This window comes from Sporolactobacillus terrae DSM 11697 (assembly GCF_000648615.1).
GTDB classification, from domain to species: domain Bacteria; phylum Bacillota; class Bacilli; order Bacillales; family Sporolactobacillaceae; genus Sporolactobacillus; species Sporolactobacillus terrae.
Map to the genome: position 1 here is coordinate 1 of NZ_JFZC01000026.1, position 13,457 is coordinate 13,457.

At 42.3% G+C, this 13,457-nt stretch carries 10 protein-coding genes and 1 other annotated feature; of the genes, 3 read left to right on the forward strand and 7 right to left on the reverse strand.

Annotated elements, in window-relative coordinates:
• Positions 1-280 precede the first annotated feature (280 nt).
• The 3 genes from AA84_RS0103625 to AA84_RS0103635 all read left to right on the forward strand — a co-directional run bounded on the left by AA84_RS0103625 (position 281) and on the right by AA84_RS0103635 (position 4,015).
• On the forward strand, positions 281-787 hold the full coding sequence (locus tag AA84_RS0103625; RefSeq protein WP_028976064.1) for a hypothetical protein: 507 nt from the start codon (positions 281-283) through the stop codon (positions 785-787).
• Positions 788-1,195: 408 nt separating this feature from the next.
• On the forward strand, positions 1,196-3,166 hold the full coding sequence (ltaS, locus tag AA84_RS0103630) for a lipoteichoic acid synthase (protein ID WP_037562903.1): 1,971 nt from the start codon (positions 1,196-1,198) through the stop codon (positions 3,164-3,166).
• A gap of 153 nt (positions 3,167-3,319) precedes the next feature.
• Positions 3,320-4,015: a metallophosphoesterase family protein gene (locus AA84_RS0103635; protein WP_028976066.1), complete on the forward strand. Its 696-nt coding sequence runs from the start codon at positions 3,320-3,322 to the stop codon at positions 4,013-4,015.
• 102 nt (positions 4,016-4,117) lie between these two features.
• On the opposite strand, the gene AA84_RS0103640 is transcribed toward AA84_RS0103635, so the two are convergent.
• The 7 genes from AA84_RS0103640 to tagD form a co-directional block, all read right to left on the reverse strand.
• Positions 4,118-4,348, reverse strand: coding sequence for a YtxH domain-containing protein (locus AA84_RS0103640; RefSeq protein WP_028976067.1), 231 nt, complete (start codon positions 4,346-4,348; stop codon positions 4,118-4,120).
• A gap of 147 nt (positions 4,349-4,495) precedes the next feature.
• Positions 4,496-5,746 (reverse strand): tyrosine--tRNA ligase, encoded by a 1,251-nt coding sequence (gene tyrS / locus AA84_RS0103645; protein ID WP_028976068.1) that lies wholly within the window; start codon positions 5,744-5,746, stop codon positions 4,496-4,498.
• A 77-nt stretch (positions 5,747-5,823) separates the two neighbouring features.
• Positions 5,824-6,050: a binding site (T-box leader), on the reverse strand.
• Between the two features lie 131 nt (positions 6,051-6,181).
• The gene (locus AA84_RS0103650; RefSeq protein ID WP_028976069.1) at positions 6,182-8,386 is read right to left on the reverse strand and encodes an ATP-dependent Clp protease ATP-binding subunit; all 2,205 of its coding nucleotides are present in this window, start codon (positions 8,384-8,386) and stop codon (positions 6,182-6,184) included.
• Between the two features lie 197 nt (positions 8,387-8,583).
• Positions 8,584-9,027, reverse strand: a complete 444-nt coding sequence (locus AA84_RS0103655) for a universal stress protein (protein ID WP_223362476.1) — start codon at positions 9,025-9,027, stop codon at positions 8,584-8,586.
• A gap of 334 nt (positions 9,028-9,361) precedes the next feature.
• Complete coding sequence (locus AA84_RS19550; protein ID WP_051575305.1) at positions 9,362-11,605, reverse strand: CDP-glycerol glycerophosphotransferase family protein; 2,244 nt, start codon at positions 11,603-11,605, stop codon at positions 9,362-9,364.
• A 124-nt stretch (positions 11,606-11,729) separates the two neighbouring features.
• On the reverse strand, positions 11,730-12,887 hold the full coding sequence (locus AA84_RS0103670) for a CDP-glycerol glycerophosphotransferase family protein (RefSeq protein ID WP_028976071.1): 1,158 nt from the start codon (positions 12,885-12,887) through the stop codon (positions 11,730-11,732).
• Entirely contained in the window at positions 12,880-13,278 is a 399-nt protein-coding gene (gene tagD, locus AA84_RS0103675; protein WP_028976072.1) for a glycerol-3-phosphate cytidylyltransferase, read from the reverse strand. The genes AA84_RS0103670 and tagD overlap by 8 nt, the downstream gene beginning before the upstream one ends.
• Between the last annotated feature and the right edge of the window lie 179 nt (positions 13,279-13,457).

Consider the following 13,457-nt stretch of genomic DNA (forward strand, 5'->3'; position numbering starts at 1 on the left):
TTTTGTCAAAACGCAGACGAAAAGTGGTCCTTTTTTGCGCCAACCAGAATTCTCAGATCAAAAAATCGACAGTTTTTCAGCGGCCTCACGCGGTTCCCGCAGGCGTCTCGTACCTCCGCTTTGATTCATAGTCAAGACACGGGTCTATTGGTTTGAAGATGGGGCAAAATCTTATACTTTCTTTTCCTGAAAAAAAGAACTTTTGCATGGTCTAAGGAATAGGACAATTCATTTAAGACATACATTTATCGCGTAGACACCGTGCGTGGAGGTGGGTTTTATGTTTTTCATTGTGGGGACACTGTTGATTGCCGCAGTTTTCTTCAATCAATTAAGAGAAAAACCTTTGACAGCAAAGCTTTACCGCCAACCTTTGGCTTTGCTTTTATGTGCCGGTTTGTCGCTGTCCACAATGCATCCGTTACCGCTTATCGATTGGTGCATGATGATAACTACTCTAGGTTTCTCTTTTATCCTTGGTTTAATTCAAGGACGCTACACGCCGTTGTTGAACCGTGATGGCGCATGGTATTTAGCAAGATCGTTAATGTCTGTATTCGTTTGGTTTCTTTCGATCCCGATCCGATCCATACTTAAGTTTATCTCCATCCACTATCTCGCATTGACCCCATCATTAAATGGATCGTCCAGCTTCATTGTTTACTTCATCTTTATTGCAGGATTTCTTTTCGGTCGTTATAGTATGCTTCTCTTGAGATATCCTTCTCTGTTGAAAAATGTTGAAAAAAACGAGCAAAAATTGAAGCGATTGCGCAGCGCACGCTGAAAAGGATTCCCTTTCTTGACGAACGCGAATGCGACAAATCCATGAACTTCCATGTCATGCACGAAGGGCTGTTTCCTTGTGCATTTTTTGCGTTCCGTTTGAATGCGTATTTTTTTCTTCCTATATATTAGATTAAGTGATCATTCAACACAAATCGCGCTTTTTTGCACGCATCCCGCAGCAAACCTTTCTGATTCTTGACTTTTACACAAAAAGATATAAAATTATCTAAGGCTTGAAGTGTCCTTTTTTTTACACATTTTTAACAGAGGATCAATAATTTCCATATAATCATATTATAATTGATTAAATACTCATTACTTGACAAGACTACCCTATGTGATCACTTTTCATGTAATCTTAGGAGGTTGAACAAACGTGAGGCATTTGCTAACTGTGAGTCAACGTATGTTATCGAAAAAATATGCGCTTTTCTTGCTCACGGTCTTTTTATTTTGGCTGAAAACCTATTTTGTCTATTTGACTCAGTTCAGCCTTGGCGTAACCGATAAGATGCAGCAATTCCTGCTTTTTATTAATCCGCTAAGTTCAGCATTGCTCTTTCTAGGTATTGCCATTATTTTTAAAGGCCGTCTGCAGCAGTGGCTGCTCATTTTTATTAATTTCATTCTTTCATTTTGGCTCTTCGCCAATGTGGTTTACTACCGTTTCTTTAACGATTTCATCACTTTTTCAACGATGACTCAGTCTACAGGGAATGCCGGTGATCTTGGCGGCAGTATTCTCTCACTGATGAGTCCGTTTGATTTCTTTTTCTTTACAGATACATTAATACTTCTCTTGTTAGTTGTTTTAAAAGTCGCACGGCCTTGTATGGAGCGCTGGCATGTTCGTGCTATTTTTACCGTGTTCGTATCTGCGATCATGATTTTCATTGTTAACCTAAGCCTTGCCGAAACCGATCGTCCTGAACTGCTCAGCAGAACGTTTGACCGAAACTATATCGTGAAATATCTGGGTGCCTACAATTTTGCCATTTACGATACGATTCAAAATGCACGTTCAAACGCTCAGAGGGCAATGGCTGACAGCAGCGATATGAATGATATTCAAAACTTTGCAAAATCGAATTTTGCAGCACCGAATCCAGACTATTATGCAAAAGGCAAGGGAATGAATGTCATATACATCTCCCTTGAATCCCTGCAAAGCTTCATCATTAATTACAAAATGCCTGATGGAACAGAAGTTACGCCTTTCTTGAACAAGCTAACGACAGGTGCCGACAATACGACCTATTTCAAAAACTTCTTCCACCAAACCGGCTCAGGAAAAACATCCGATGCTGAATTTATGATGGAAAATTCACTATTTCCGCTTTCCCAGGGACCTGTCTTTCAAATGAAAGGAACGAATGCATATCAGGCTGCTCCGGCAATAATGGATCAGCACGGGTATGAAACCGCAGCGTTTCACGGTAATGTGAAATCATTCTGGAATCGTGACCAGATGTATAAAGCACTTGGATACGAGCGATTCTTTGATTCAAAGTATTACGACATGAGTTCGGAAAACACCAAGAATTACGGTATGAAAGATAAGCCGTTTCTTCAAGAAACGATGCCGTATTTGAAAAACTTAAAACAACCTTTTTACAGTAAATTGATTTTGTTATCGAATCATTTCCCGTTTGGTATGGATCCCGAAGATACAACCTTCAAACCTGGGGACTTCGGTGACAAAGTTGTTGACAACTATTTTCAATCGGCAAACTATATGGATCAAGCGGTCGAACAATTCTTTAATGATTTAAAAGAAGCAGGGTTGTTTGACAAATCAATTGTTATTATGTATGGCGATCACTATGGTCTGTCCGAGAATCACAATGAGGCGATGGCTAAAGTATTGAATAAAGAGCAAATTACGCCTTTTGATAACGCCCAGCTTCAGCGTGTACCGCTTTTTATTCATATTCCTAAAGTTGCCGGTGGAACGGTTGCTACCTACGGAGGCGATGTCGACGTCCGACCGACATTAATGAGTCTGCTTGGTATTAACACAAAAAATTACGTTCAATTCGGCACCGACCTGTTTTCCAAACAGCATCAACAGATCGTTCCATTTCGAAATGGTGATGTAATCACCAATAAGTATTCAATCGTCGGCGGCAGCGTTTACGACAATGCAACCGGTACAAAAGTTGACCCTTCGGTTGGAAAGCCTTATGAGACGCAAGCAAAAAAAATGCTGGATTATTCGGACAAAGTCATCTATGGTGATCTTCTCCGTTTCTATACACCGAAGGGCTTCGTTGCTCCAGATGTATCGAAGATCAATTACAATACGGATCAAAAAATCCAGCCGGATACGAATGATGCAGGTATTGATGCCAAGAACAATGATTCTGAAGATAAATAAATCGAAAAATCACGACCAACCCTCGAAGCTTAAGCCAAGCTTCGGGGGTTTTCCGTTACAATCGAAAAGCAACAGCATTCTATCAATAGTTGCATAATAGACTAAAACTTGTCTATGATAGTTATAGAAAGTGAGGTTATCGGTTTGCAGACAATCAAACGCTTGCTTGTTATGAGCGATATGCACGGTCAAATCGATGCATTCAACGCACTGCTTGAGAAAGTTGATTATTCAATGGAGGAGGATCTTCTCTTCTTGCTGGGCGACTATGTCGACCGTGGAACGAATCCAAAAGCGGTGATTAAAAAGGCTCGAGCGCTGGAAAAGCAAGGAGCAATTGCGCTAAAAGGCAATCATGAAAGTATGATGGAAAAAGCCTTGATCGGTAGAAATCTACAGGCTGTATCCCATTGGGCGGTTAACGGCGGTGCTCAGACGTTGGCAAGTTACGGCATAACGATCGGTAGCGTTTACCGAGGCATTCAAGAAGGAACGCTAACGCTGCCGGATGAGCTTCAATCGGACTTGGATTGGATTCAACAGTTGAATATATACGCTGAGACCGAGCACTATTTCTTTGTCCATGCAGGAGTAGATCCCGAGAAACCAATCAGTGAAACATCTGAGGACACGTTTTTATGGATTCGTGAACTCTTCTTTAAAGGCTACCATGGTGACAAAACAATCATCTTTGGACATACTCCGACCGTGAATTTACATGAATCACATGATTCATATGATGTTTACTTTGGCAAGAATAATATTATCGGTATTGATGGTGGTTGCGTCTTCGGCGGACAGCTCAACTGTCTGACACTTCCGGCGAAAACAACGGAGCATGTCGGATAATTAGGATGGGGCACCCAATCAAATGCATCTTCTTGTACATAAAAAGCTCTTCGCGCAGATTACATCTGTGCGAAGAGCTTTTTAAATGGCTAAGATTTGAACTCAACTGTACGGTTCATTGTCCTTATTCAACAGATTGGAAGCCGTCTGTTTCACTTTATCAACACTGCAGTCAACCCATTCTTTTACGGAAAGATCTTTACGGACTTCCGCGCCTGATTTTGGTGCAAAAAGCAAAGCAATCGATGCCCCGATTGCACCGCCGATCATTCCGCCAACCAACATTTCCTTGATACTTGCCCCGCTGCATGAACATTTTTCTTTGTTACTCATTGAAAACGTCCTCCTTGTCGCCGAACATAGATTCAAATCTCTTAAATTGTTTCAACTAATAGAAGTATACCACTCAGCAGTGGTTATCGCTCCTTTTTCGATACAATTTTGTGCGATTCGTGTAGAATTTATGCACGAGGCTTGCATTTAAAATTGAATCAGTGTGTATTTTTTCTTGCCGCGACGAACAATAATGTACGTGTTGTCGACTCGATCCTCTTCGGTCAGGACATCCTGCAGGTCGGTTCGACGTACTCCGTTGATATAAATCGCACCGTTTGTAATATCCTCACGTGCCTGACGTTTTGATGACGTAACCCCTGCTTCCACCAGCAAGTCGAGAAGTTTGACCGGCTCATTACGCGGTGCTTGATACGTTGGTACATCCTTAAATCCTTGCTTAATTTCCGCCCCGCTGAGCTGTGCCACCTTCCCGCTGAATAAAGCCTGTGAAATATGCTCTGCTTGCTTCAATGCTTCTTCACCATGAACCAGGATCGTCATTTCGCGTGCAAGTGTCTTTTGCGCTTTACGTTCCTCTGGATGCTCTGCAACTTCTTTTGCGAGGGTTTCGATTTCATCCTTAGTAAGGAAGGTAAAGTATTTTAAAAAGTTAACGACATCATCGTCCGAAGCGTTAATCCAGAATTGATACCATTCGTAAGGCGTTGTTCGTTCAGGATCAAGCCAAATCGCTCCACCCATCGACTTTCCAAATTTCGTGCCGTCGCTCTTTGTAATCAGCGGGAAGGTCATTGCAAACGCATGTTCCTCATGTCCGCGTTTGCGAATCAATTCCAATCCAGCGGTAATATTTCCCCACTGATCGCTGCCGCCGATCTGCATGCGACAGCCCTTCTTCTCATAAAGATTCAGGTAATCAAATGATTGAAGCAGCATGTAGGAAAACTCGGTAAATGAAATGCCGGATTCAAGTCTCGTTTGCACGGAGTCTTTGGAGAGCATGTAGTTAAGTGTAAAATATTTGCCGACATCACGTAGAAATTCAATGGTTGAAAGCTCATTTAACCACTCGGCATTATTCGCGAAGGTTGCGTTACCTTCATTAAAGTGGAGAAAATGATCCAGCTGTTTCTTTAGGCTGTCTGCATAAGATTGCACGACCTCTTTTGTATTTAGCTGTCGCTCCGTTGAACGCCCGCTTGGGTCGCCGATCATCCCCGTTCCGCCGCCTACCAGTGCAATTGGATGATGTCCCGCCTTCTGCAGACGCATCATAATGACAATAACCAGCAAATTTCCTGCATGCAGACTATTGGCGGTCGGATCAAACCCGCAGTAAAAAGTCATTGGCTTTTTCAGCGCTTCACGCAGTGCTTCTTCATCTGAAACTTGGTTGATCAAACCCCTGTATTTTAAATCATCAATGATATCCATAAAGGAAACACCCTTTCATCAATAGTTTGACTGGAAATCCCTGTTTTAAACAGGAAAAATAAAAAGCACTCCTAAAAATAAGGAGTGCTGATCGCACGGTACCATCCTCGATGACTGTTCATCTATCAAACAATCACTTAATTGACTCATAACGGTTGTGGCCGTCTTCCACTACTCGATCGTATCGTTCGCAGAAGAAACTCTGGGAGGTAATTCACCGTCGGGGACTGCTAGGCTTGCACCAACCGCCTGCTCTCTGCACAAGTCCTTTCGACCGGTTACTGATTCCCTTCATCGTTTATTGCTCTATTGTGTATTTCATTTTGCCACGTTTCACTACTTCTGTCAAACAAATGAAAGAAGAGGCTAACAATGCACTGATATGTAAGAAAATCGTGTGACACTTGATTCACACGATTTTCCGTTCAAACGTTATCATTCAGCTGTAACGTTAATCTTACCTTCTACTTCGTCAACCGTCATTTTCTTTGCTTCACCGTGGTCGAGAAGCAGGTCGGAAATCTGATCCTCAACCTTTTCCTCTAAGACACGGCGCAAAGGTCGTGCACCAAATTCAGGACTAAAGCCTAAATCTGCAAGTTTCTTCTTAGCAGCGTCAGTAACTTCAAGTGTGATGCCTTGTTCTAAGGCGGCTTTGCGGATGTCGCTCAGCATCAAATCAACGATCTCGAGCAGATCATCTCTCTTCAGCGCGTTGAATTTGATAATTCCATCCAGACGGTTTAAAAATTCCGGTTGGAAATAATCTTCGAGCTGCTTAATCAAGTCTTCACGATCACTCGATGCGCCGAAACCAACGGATGCGGATCTATTCTTAATTCCTGCATTGCTGGTCATGATAATAACCGTATCTTTGAAACTTACTGTTCTGCCTTGACTGTCGGTTAAGCGACCATCATCCAAGATCTGTAGGAAGATGTGCATCACATCAGGATGCGCTTTTTCAATCTCATCGAGCAGAATAATGCTGTACGGTTTGCGGCGAATTTTTTCGGTGAGTTGACCTGCTTCGTCATGGCCGACATAGCCCGGAGGTGCACCGATCAAACGCGATACCGAATGTTTCTCCATGTACTCGCTCATATCAATACGGATCATCGCATCGCGTTCACCGAACATTTCTTCAGCAAGTGTCTTCGCCAATTCGGTTTTTCCGACGCCCGTTGGTCCGACGAACAGGAAGGATCCGATTGGCCGTGTCGATTTGCGGAATCCGGTCCGGTTACGGCGAATCGCCCGAGAGACTTTCTCGACGGCCTCTTTCTGACCGATTACTTTTGCATTCAGCTGTTCCGCCAAGTTACGCATCTTGTTTTGCTCATCAGCCTGCAATTTGCGCACCGGTATCCCAGTGCGTTGTTCAACAATCTGCTGAATTAATTCAACATCAACGACTGAGCCGTTACCAGTAACCGGCAATTCTGCGCCGTTGGCCTTGATCTTTTCTAATTGTTCCAGTTGTTTTTTGTACGCATGCTCCTGGTCACGCAGGCGGGCAGCTGTCTCGAATTGTTCCTGCTTTGTCGCATCCTCTTTTGCCTTGACGATTTCAGCAATTTTCGTCTTAACACTCTCAGTGTCTACAGGCGTCAGATTCAAGTTGACCTTCGATCCGGACTCATCCATCAGATCAATTGCTTTATCCGGAAGGAAGCGATCTTGAATATATCTTGCAGATAATGTGACACATGCCTTTATCGCATCATCGGTATAGTGTACATGATGATAGTTCTCATATTTCGATTGAATACCTTTCAGGATTTGAATGGCTTGTTCCTGAGTCGGTTCATTAACCACGATCGGTTGGAAACGCCGTTCAAGTGCTGCGTCTTTTTCAATTTTACGGTATTCATTTAACGTGGTTGCACCAATAATTTGCAGTTCGCCACGCGCAAGGGCCGGTTTCAAAATATTCCCGGCATCCATTGAGCTTCCCTCAGCAGAACCGGTGCCGACGAGAAGGTGAACTTCATCAATGAATACAATACAATTTTTTCGCTTTTCCAGTTCTGCCATCAATTGTTTCATCCGCTGTTCAAATTGGCCTCTTATACCTGTCCCTGCCACTAAGGACGACACGTCAATAAGGTAAATTTCCTTATTAGCCAGTTTTGCCGGAACCTTTCCTTCGACGATTTTCAAAGCGAGTCCTTCAGCAATTGCCGTTTTGCCGACACCAGGTTCACCAATCAATACCGGATTGTTTTTATTTCTTCGGTTCAACGTTTCGATCACGAGTTGAACTTCACGTTCTCGGCCAATAACCGGATCAATCTTTCCTTGTCGGGCCGCTTCCGTCAAATTTCTACCGATTTGATCAAGAAGTCCGTTACGACCGCCGGATCTGCCGCCTGGATGTTGATTATTGCCGTGCAATCCATCAAAATTCATTCCATTTTCTTGGGCTTTATTTTCACCGGACGCCATGGACGGCTGAATTAAACTGCGAAACAAATCATCGAATGGGGAAGCTCCGCCTTGAAAAAATGACGGCATACCGAAATTATTTTTCATTTTCGCATAGCACTCCTCACAAAGATGGAGATGTCTTTGTTGGCCATTAATCATCACATTCATTTCAATCACTGCTTGGTTTAACTTGCATTCATCGCATAGCATGAGATCAAACCTCCTTCAGTTTGATTAGCGGCCAAACACTTTTTTGATTTGACCTTATTTGACCTTATGCCTCTATTATAGTCTGACCTTATTTGACTTTCAAGTATAAAGTAAAAAAAACCTTTATAAAGTGTTTGCTTCATAAAGGTTTTCATTCATCACGATTTTCATGCATCTATTCATTTCTAATAAATGGTTTATTTCACAATAAGTACCGGACAGCTTGCCAATTGCAGCACTTTATTGCTGACACTTCCAAGCATGACCTGTCCAAATGCACCCATGCCTCGATGCCCCATTACAATCATGTTTTTCTTTGTATCACTCGCATAGTCGCATATTTCCTGTGCAGCAATTCCATAAAGGTGCTTTTTGCGTAAAGTTACTGATTTTGGTGCAACAGCTTTCGCGATAATATCATCAAGCATCTGATTGCCTTCACGTTCTTCCACTTCTTTAACATCTGCGTCCAGCGAAGGACCAACCATCGAATAAAATGGAAAATAGACTGGAGACGGGCTCACATAGAGCAGCGTAATCTCGGCCTCTTTCTTTCCTGAAGCGATGGCCAACGCTTCGTCAACTGCCCGCATTGCGGGATCCGAACCATCAACAGGAACCAGAATCTTATACATTCTCATCGCCAACCTTCCCATGCTTCTTTATCATCTCTCTCTATTTATCATATACCACAAACACGAAAAATGTAAGCGCATTTTCCATTAAAAAGCTTTCAATAATGACAATTTTTTCACATTATCAAACAGCGGATAAAATGAGCAGCAGAATAAATGATAATAGGGCATTTCAACCGTCCGTTTTGGACGTTGAAACACCCTACACTTACTTATGCTTTGTTCCTACATCAACCTAAACAGTCTGCACGATAAAGTTGCTTCAGAACTGCATGCTGTCGTTGTACGAGACCCTTATAAACAAATCACATTTTTGATCGATTTCCTTACCAATCCGCATTCATTTAAAAACACGTTTAACAACCTTTTCCGCGGAATGACCACTTTCCAACAAACAGAACTTTTGATAAAATTCATCGAAATGGTCCGATACCGCAAATCCAGATTCAGCGATTTTCTTAACGGCCTGAATCAATTCGTCTGTCGTCAACACAAGAGGTCCCGGCGCCTTCTTTTCAAAATCAAAATAGAAACCACGCAGATGATCGCGATAGTCTTCAATATCGTAAGTGAAAAAGAGCATCGGCCGTTTCAAATTTGCGTAATCAAAGAATACCGATGAATAATCGGTAATGAGCAGATCCGAAATCAAATAGAGCTCGCGGATATCTTCGTGATGCGAGAAATCATAAGCAAAGCCTTTGAATTCAGACAAGTCCAGATGATCGGCTATCAAATAATGCATGCGCATGATCAGTACATAGTCTTCGCCAAGCGACTCCCGCATACGCTGCAAGTCAAGAGCAAGTTCAAAACGATAACGCCCTTTACCGTAAAATTGATTATCCCTCCAAGTCGGCGCGTAGAGAATAACTTTTTTATCCTTTGGCAAACCAATACGATCCTTAATCGCATCGATAGTCCCTTTATCGTTACTTTGATAGAGAAAATCATTTCTTGGATAACCCGATTCAATCATTTCGTTCTCAAAACCGAATGCACGAGCAAAGATTTCCGATGAATAGGCATTCGGGGAAATCAGATAATTCCAGCGGGCCGTCTCTGCAAGAAAATCACGTTTGTACTTTTCTGTATTTATCCCCGGCATATGTACTTCTTCCATATCCAAAGCCAGTCGTTTGAGCGGCGTGCCATGCCAGGTCTGCAGATAGATCGTATCTTTTGGTTTCGACATCCAAAGAGGCAAACGCACATTGGTTACCCAATAATTTGCTCGCGTCATAAGCATGAGCCATTTTAGCGAGAATCGTTTAACATAAGGAAGCTGATACTGTTCAAACAGATCGATGTAATTCGCGTTTGCGATCCAGACCAACTGGTATTCCGGACAATGATCCCGCATGTATTCATAAATAGCCCTCGGATTGCAGCTGTATTGTCGACCGAAGAAACTCTCGAACATGACCAGATTCTTTTTTTGGGGGAGGTGAGAGAGCGTTTGGAACAGTCGATGATAAACAGCAATAAACGCTTTGCTTTTTCGAATTCGGCCGACGCTCCGACGTACTTTTCTTTTCACAGCATCACGTATCATGTAAGGAGCAATTTGGAATACAAGGCTGTGATTACGATTGCGTTTCACAATTAAACTCTTTTTAAGTCCATTCAACTTTATAATATGCCGCCCGGTAATTACTTTGCGACGCGCGAGAATACGAACCGGGTGTTCAGTAAACAGCATACCGTTTTTTTTATGCGTAAGCTCCATGCGGAAGTAAAGCGAAGTCGGTGCTTCCACATCAGCAAATTGCGTTGCAATCGGCTTTAGATCAAGGACGATCGAAAAACCGGCCCAATCATAATTTCTTCCAAGTGATTTTGCCTCTTCAGTCAAATCAGGACGTTCAACATTTTCAGCACGCCATTCAGCGATAATTTTTTCATCTGCATCAACAAGCAATATTTTTTTTTGAATGTCCGGCCGTGAAAGCACATCGGAAAAAGGAAAGACAACATGTCCTTCCAAAGTAAGCATGAAGTTTCTACTAATTGCAACACGATCGATACGCGACATGACATGAACCTCATCAACACGTAGCGACAGGCGTTTACGATTCGTGTAATAGGGAATCAGCATTTGATCGTTCTCTTCATTATAAATGCTGAAAACATCTAAAGATTGCCTTTGACCTGCTGCCCGTAAACGAATGTCTAATGCAACCGTCTCATCCGGAGCTGATTCATGAACATTTGCTGCCGCATCAGCATCGACTTCATCCAGTTCAGCATATACCTGCTCTAAGAGCGATTGATCGATAGAGACTCGAATAAAGAAATCCCAATAGTCCCTTTCGAAAAGCGATTGCTGTATGGGTTCCAATGCCAAAACAGCTTGAGCAGACCAATAATCATTTTCATCCCTTTCCACAGAACGAATAGGGGCGCTGAAGGACTCATCGCCAAAACGATCACAGAGACGTACCTCCATGCGTTTTATGTACTTCTCATTAGCCATTGGGTCGAAGCGAATCGTGAGCGTCCACTCATTCAGACTGGCACCAAAATGCGTAATCATCGGCTTCATCATCTTTTTAATTTGTTTTTCAGCTTGCTCACTGATCATTTCCCCTGTTCCTCCTGGTTGTTGTAGAATCTATAGTCTTTTGCTTCCGATGTCTCTCCAGTCATGGAAGAACCCATAAACCGTTTCCCCTATCCCTATTTGCTTCATTTTTGCATGCTGTTGTTTATTTGCTTAAACAATCGAAAAGATAATCAACGACAAGCCTACTTGACTGCCCCTTTGAATACTGATTCCAGTATGCTGAGAATTGTGCCGTTTTTTGTGCATCAAAGCGCTGTTTCTTGATCATTTGAACTAATTCTTGCGTTGATGATGCGATTGGTCCCGGAACCATCTCTGTATAGTTTTCCCTCAATCCTCTGCTTTTTTCATAGTGATGCAAATCATAAGGGAAAAAAATCATCGGGCGCTTTAACAGCGCAAATTCAAAAGGGATTGATGAATAATCCGTGATAAGCAGGTCCGTAACAAGCAACAACTCATTAACATCCTCCCACTTCGATCCGTCAATAATAAATGGATCACGAAAAATATTGCGATCAACTTCCTTTTGCTCCAAAGGATGCAGACGCAGAATCAACACATAGTCGCTTGCCAACTCCTTTTTCATGACCGCCAGATTTAAAGCGAGTTGATGCATCGGAGGATCACGAAATGTTGGTGCGTATAAAAGAAGTTTTTTTCCGCTGCTTAGCCAATGCAAAGATTTTTCAGCTTGTTTTTCCCGGTTTAAGTCAAAAAAAAGATCGGTCCGTGGAATACCCAAGTGAATAAAATGGGACTCGTCTAAACCGAATGATTGCTTGAAAATTTCTTGCATCGCATCGGAACCAACCACAATCTTATCGAAATGCCGATATACGTTTAAAAAGCGCTTTCGAGCTCTCGCTGTTCTCAATGCAACAGAATGGTCTTCCAGACCAAAGGTTTTAAAAGCCCCGCATGCGTGCCAAAGTTGGATGCAGACGACGGTCTTTTTAAATGCCGCAGCGGCAAGAAAACCGAAGTAGTTATCAATGACAATGACTTTTGCAGTTGCCAAATGATATGCCGAGCGTACCATAGCACCCACGCGCATTGTTTCAATCGGGACGACCCTTTCCCCTGTTTCAGCAAAATGGTCGCATGCGGCTTTTCCACGGCAAAGAAAGACCACCTCTGTTTTTTCTTCTCTTCTCGTCAACTCATCATAAACAAATTGACTATTATCTGTATAGGAGCAGACAAAAACCACTTTTTTCTTTAATGGAAAAAATTTACATACATTAAAAAGTACCTTAAAAAGAAAAAGGTACCCGTCGATCAGTAATTCCTTACTCATTGTTGATCGTAAACAAATCATGTTTAATCTTTGTCGTTGATATGCCCACCGTACGCGGTAAATAAACGACTTCACAGTAATCCTTCAGAAAGTCAAACTTTCCTTTCCAGTCATCACCCATTACAAAAACATCAACATCATTATGCTGGACATCCGAAATCTTTTGATTCCAATCCTTTTCCGGAATGACCTCGTCAACATAACGAATCGCCTCAAGAATTAATTTACGGTTCTCATAGCTATGATAGGCTTCTTTATGCTTTATTGCGTTAAATTCATCCGTGGACAGGCCAACAATCAAATAATCGCCTAATTTCTTAGCACGTCTCAGTAAATTTATATGCCCGTAATGCAGCAAATCAAAAGTTCCATACGTTAATACTTTTCTCATTTTTCATACGCTCTCCTTAATACCATCGTGTACAAAATCATGATCAACGGCATGTATTAAACCGCTAAAAAGCATTCTGACCCGCAGAAACAAGGCACTTCTGCTGCAACTTTTTTCATACACATACGAATACATGCATTCTACATTTTGCGCTGCTAAATGTCAATGTGCCTGCGGCA

Coding starts and splice junctions, on each gene's coding strand:
- AA84_RS0103625 (WP_028976064.1), top strand. CDS start 281: ATGTTTTTCATTGTGGGGACACTGTTGATTGCCGCAGTTTTCTTCAAT.
- ltaS (WP_037562903.1), top strand. CDS start 1,196: ATGTTATCGAAAAAATATGCGCTTTTCTTGCTCACGGTCTTTTTATTT.
- AA84_RS0103640 (WP_028976067.1), bottom strand. CDS start 4,348: ATGAGTAACAAAGAAAAATGTTCATGCAGCGGGGCAAGTATCAAGGAA.
- tyrS (WP_028976068.1), bottom strand. CDS start 5,746: ATGGATATCATTGATGATTTAAAATACAGGGGTTTGATCAACCAAGTT.
- AA84_RS0103650 (WP_028976069.1), bottom strand. CDS start 8,386: ATGCTATGCGATGAATGCAAGTTAAACCAAGCAGTGATTGAAATGAAT.
- AA84_RS0103655 (WP_223362476.1), bottom strand. CDS start 9,027: ATGAGAATGTATAAGATTCTGGTTCCTGTTGATGGTTCGGATCCCGCA.
- AA84_RS19550 (WP_051575305.1), bottom strand. CDS start 11,605: ATGATCAGTGAGCAAGCTGAAAAACAAATTAAAAAGATGATGAAGCCG.
- AA84_RS0103670 (WP_028976071.1), bottom strand. CDS start 12,887: ATGAGTAAGGAATTACTGATCGACGGGTACCTTTTTCTTTTTAAGGTA.
- tagD (WP_028976072.1), bottom strand. CDS start 13,278: ATGAGAAAAGTATTAACGTATGGAACTTTTGATTTGCTGCATTACGGG.